4 protein-coding genes are annotated in these 4,560 nt (G+C 59.3%); all 4 read right to left on the bottom strand.

Annotated elements, in window-relative coordinates:
• Positions 1-545: 545 nt before the first annotated feature.
• Positions 546-2,384, bottom strand: coding sequence for an AAA family ATPase (locus tag KBY96_RS16120; protein WP_254980569.1), 1,839 nt, complete (start codon positions 2,382-2,384; stop codon positions 546-548).
• Between the two features lie 118 nt (positions 2,385-2,502).
• Positions 2,503-2,757: a hypothetical protein gene (locus tag KBY96_RS16115; protein ID WP_254980568.1), complete on the bottom strand. Its 255-nt coding sequence runs from the start codon at positions 2,755-2,757 to the stop codon at positions 2,503-2,505.
• Between the two features lie 53 nt (positions 2,758-2,810).
• Positions 2,811-2,969, bottom strand: coding sequence for a DUF1651 domain-containing protein (locus tag KBY96_RS16110; RefSeq protein WP_254980567.1), 159 nt, complete (start codon positions 2,967-2,969; stop codon positions 2,811-2,813).
• Positions 2,970-3,153: 184 nt separating this feature from the next.
• On the bottom strand, positions 3,154-4,560 hold a 1,407-nt coding region (locus tag KBY96_RS16105; RefSeq protein ID WP_396122346.1), incomplete at its 5' end, for an FAD-dependent oxidoreductase.

The following is a 4,560-nucleotide window of genomic DNA, read 5'->3' as shown; positions in this document are numbered from 1 at the left end:
GCAAGTTTCGGCTCCCAGAAAGGTGAAATCAGGCCAATCGAGGCTCAGATCCGCCAAAAATTGTTCATTCCGAGCAAATTGGAACCTTGGCCTCTCTTTCAGGGCTCGTTGCCCAGAGGTTCCTTAGAATAAATTCAGGAAATTTTGTAGTGCCTAAAGATTCATTATTTGTAATAATGTAGAGATGATGTGCGTCAGGCAAATCTCTCAGGACCCATCATGCTGATCTACTATCACGATAAGATGTATATGATGTAATAATGACTCGTGGATTCTGGAAGTGGAGAACCGAGCCCGTCTTGCTTAAGGGTCCTCTGGCAAAACTGCCTAATTGCCTGGATAATAGCCATATGATTGCAGGTAACTGGAGGGTTCATAGGCTGTCCTCAGTTTGGGTTTAGCGACTACGAGCAATCCACGGCGAATAGGCGCACCAAGCTTGAGAAGTTCCCGATTGAAATGGATGTGTTTGTATCTTGGAAGGCGCCTATCGATTTGATGAAGCCTCACATTCCTGACCCGCTTGGTGCGTTCTCCGGGGGGGCTTAACGGGGGCAGCGAACTCCCCCTGCGGGCGCGAACCGCCAGACAAAGCGATCCACCTGCTCAAGTGGATCGGGGTTCAGCAGATTCTGCAGCTCGATGTTGAGCGACCTTGACCCGCAGCCACCGCGGGCCATCGGGCAGAGCACCTGCACCTGGGCGATCGGATCGAGGCCAAAGCGGGCTGGGATGCGTTCGCCCACCACCTTGAGGATCAGGGCCACCGCCTCCTCGGGTGTTTCGGCGGGCAGGAAATAGAAGTCGGTGGTGGCCTCCGCCGCCGGCGGGCGCAGATCGGGGATGGTGCCGGCATTGATGGCGTGGGCGGTGGTGATGATGCGGCTGGAAGCGGCTTGGCGGAACACCTCCGTGAGCCGGGCCACCGGCAGGGCGGTGCTGTTGATCAGATCGACGAGCACCTGGCCGGGCCCCTCCGACGGCAGCTGGTCGACATCGCCCACCAGCAGCAACCCCGCCTGAGGCGGGAGGGCGGCCAGCAGGGAGGCCATCAAGGGCACATCCACCATCGAGGTTTCATCCACCACCAGCAGATCGCACTCCAGCGGCAGCTCGGCATTGCGCTTGAAGCCACCGGCCGCCGGGTCGAACTCCAGCAGCCGGTGGATCGTTTTGGCCTCCAGCCCGGTGGTTTCGCCCATCCGCTTGGCGGCCCGGCCGGTGGGGGCGCAGAGCAGGATCCGCAGCTTCTTGGCCGCCAGGATGCGCAGGATGGCGTTGATCAAGGTGGTCTTGCCCACCCCCGGCCCACCGGTGATCACCAGCACCTTGCTGGCCAGGGCCTGCGCCACCGCCAGCTTCTGGCTGGCGGCCAGCTCCAGGGCGAGGCGTTGCTCCACCCAGGGGATGGCAATGGCGGCCTCGATGGCTCCCCAGGGCGGGCAGCCCGCCGCCAGGGCCTGTAGGGCCTCGGCGATGCGGCGTTCATCGCGGTGCAAGTTTGAAAGGAAGATCGCAGGCTCAGCGGCCAGGGTGTCGGCCACCACCGAGCCCTCGCTCAGCTCCAGATCCAGGGCGCTCTCGATCAGGCCGCTCTCCAGGGGCACCCGCGTGGTGACGCCGCTCTCATCAAGGGGCCCACTGGGCCGTTCCACCGCCAGCAGCTCACCGGCCAGCTTGAGCAGCTCGGCGCTGGGCAGGCCGCAGTGGCCATCACCACTGGCCTCCAGCAGCGCATAGCTGATCCCAGCGCGCAGGCGGATCATCGCCTCAGGCTTGATGCCCAGCCGTGCGGCGATCGCATCCGCGGTGCGGAAGCCGATGCCGCGGATGTCGCGCGCCAGGCGGTAGGGGTTCTCCGCCATCACCTGCACGGCGTCATTGCCGTACGTCTTGAAGATCCGCACCGCCCGGGCGGTGCCGACGCCATGGCTGTGCAGAAAGACCATGATCTCGCGCACCACTTTCTGATCCGCCCAGGCCTGGGCGATGCGGCCGGCGCGCACCCGGCCGATGCCGGGCACCTCCCGCAGGCGCTCGGGGGCCTGTTCGATCACCTCGAACACCTCCGCCCCGAAGGTCGCCACCAGCTTGCTGGCGTAGATCGGGCCAATGCCGCGGATCATCCCCGAGCCGAGGTACTTCTCGATTCCCTCGGCGGTGGTGGGGGCGGAGGCCCTGAGGAAGGCGGCCTTGAACTGCTGGCCGTGCTCGCGGCTGTTCACCCAGGTGCCGCTCACGGTGACCCACTCACCGGCGCTGATCTCCGCTGCGTGACCCACCACCGTGACCAGATCGCGATGGCCGCGGGCCTTGATCCGCAGCACGCAGAAGCCGTTCTCGGCGTTATGAAAGGTGACGCGCTCGATCGAGCCCGCCAGCACCTCGGTGGGTTGCGGGCTGGCCTGGGCAGGATCGGTGGGAGACGGGCGTGCCAGGGCAGGGGTGGCCTGTGTGGTTCACCTTTGCAGAGATCAGGCGGTGGAAGTTTTCAGGGGTAATTCAGCCCTGCGGATGGCGCAGGGTGCGCCAGTGGCCGTTTTCGGTGCTCACTTCCACCCCGAGCCCGATGGGGCTGTTGGCTCTGCTGCGGGCACCAAGACCGCCGATGGTGTTCCACCACTGGGTGGCGAAATCCCAGGCCTCCTCCAACGATTCGAAGTCCTGGTCGAGCTCCGGGTGGGGCTGGCCGTGTTGATCCACCAGGCGATAGCGCCGGGGTTGACGGCTGCTGGTGATCGGCAAGGAGGTGGCCATCAGTTCAGAGCTCAGCTTGGTGGGGGGTGGATCCATTTGGGTGATGGTGACGATCACCACTGGGGGCTGCAGGGACTCCAGCCCGTCTTGCGCTTCTCAGCCCAGAGCTTGAGGGCCTCAGCCCGGCTCCGCTCCCGGCGTGACTTCAGCAGCGGGATCTCCTGATCGGGAAGCAACTCACAGGTGGTCACCTCGGTCTTTGGTTCTGCCAAGCGACATCCGGAATTAGTGGTGGACCAGTTTTCGCTGTCGCCTGACATCCTGAATGAAGACTACGGACACTTCTGCCCTGACACTTGAGGACATGGAATCAGAGGAGTGGGTGATGATGCGATCAGTCCCGCGAACGTTAAGAGACATCCATGCCACAGCTACGCTTAAATGATAACTTGATCGCTATGAGTCAAGCCAAGGGAGTGTCAGGCCAAAGGCATCGATTTGATCCCTTACGATTTTGTTGAGAACACGGCCTAGAACTACCTGCGGTTCATCAGCACGAATTGGGACGACCGAATGTTGGATGGTCTTCGATTGATTCGACCCTTTGACGATTTTGCGCCTGATCAGGGAGTTTCCTGCTTCCAGTCCACAAACATAGGCTCTTTCCTGACAAAGACCTTTGGCACCATGCTCTTTGTCGCCCATCCGCACCCAGTCACCAGCGCAGACGATCGTCTCTACTGAGGTTTCCAAGGGTGGGCGCTTCCTAAAACTGCCGGGAGAGAAGTGAGACACAGAATCTGGATAACGCCGTACCTCGTAATCAACTACCTTCGCGTTCCTAAATTCAGGGTGAGCAATTGGAAGCAAGTCATGCATAAGTCGATCAATAATCTCTTGGTCATTCATCACTGCGATGTCAGATGCGTTGTAAAAGTCGCTTGCAATCACGGAACCCTGTGGCTGGTCATGACCCCATAGCGCCCGCTCCGATTCCTTTTGCAGTTGGTCAAGCATGAAAAAGGTGCCGCCAGCGCCCTTCAGCGATTCGAAGCGAGAGAAAACATTGGCTGGGTAAGCGATTGGAACATAGCGATCCAGCCACAGACGTGTTGAAACGACATCGATCGAACCGAGAGATGCAGCGGCAACAAGCTCTGGCGCTGCTTTGCTGCATTCTGGAGATTGAGACATCAGGGATTTAAGTCCTTTAGCACCCACCGCTAAAACCACATCATCGACGTCATCAATCACCTTGACTTCTTTTGTTGTTACACTTTGAATTTCAACCGAGCTTATGCCTTGCGTCTCAGATGAAACATTCAACCGTGTCACGAAGGTTCCCCCGAGGACGCGCAGACGATGGCGAGACATCAGCTTTCGAGCGAGAGGCTCAAACAGTTGTTCGGCAATGCTTTTTGAATTCATCCAACGAACATCAAACGAGTCTTGATGTGCGAGGGCATAGTAATAGAGGAGCTCCATGGTGACAGCGGCCGAAACTTCTTCGGGAGGCTTGAACAAGCCAACCAGCAAGATCGGTCGCAAGAACTCATTAATTAGACGATCGCTGATGCCAAGCTTTATAAACAGTGATTGTGCACTAAGATTGTCGTATTTCTGGAAAACCTTGTCGCTGCGATAGAGGTCCAGCATGGCATAGAGAAGTCCTGCGATGCTGAGTCGATCTTGAATGGGAAGTCGCTTGAAGTTTTTGATGGTTGCAATCACTTGGCCTAGGGAGGCTCTGGAAAACCCGCGCCATCCGCGCGAAAATACCTCTGCAATCGCTGGTACGCACTGGGATGATGGGCAGCAAGCAGCTCGGATTCGGTGACTACGAGCAGGCCACCGCCAAGAAGC

The organism is Cyanobium sp. ATX 6A2, from assembly GCF_024346355.1.
Taxonomy (GTDB): domain Bacteria; phylum Cyanobacteriota; class Cyanobacteriia; order PCC-6307; family Cyanobiaceae; genus NIES-981.
The sequence above is the reverse complement of the archived record's forward strand: the minus strand, read 5'-3'. Positions and strand labels throughout refer to the sequence as shown.

What these genes read in the sequence shown, in the direction of transcription:
- KBY96_RS16115 (WP_254980568.1), bottom strand. Translation starts at nt 2,757, where the DNA reads ATGGCCACCTCCTTGCCGATCACCAGCAGCCGTCAACCCCGGCGCTAT.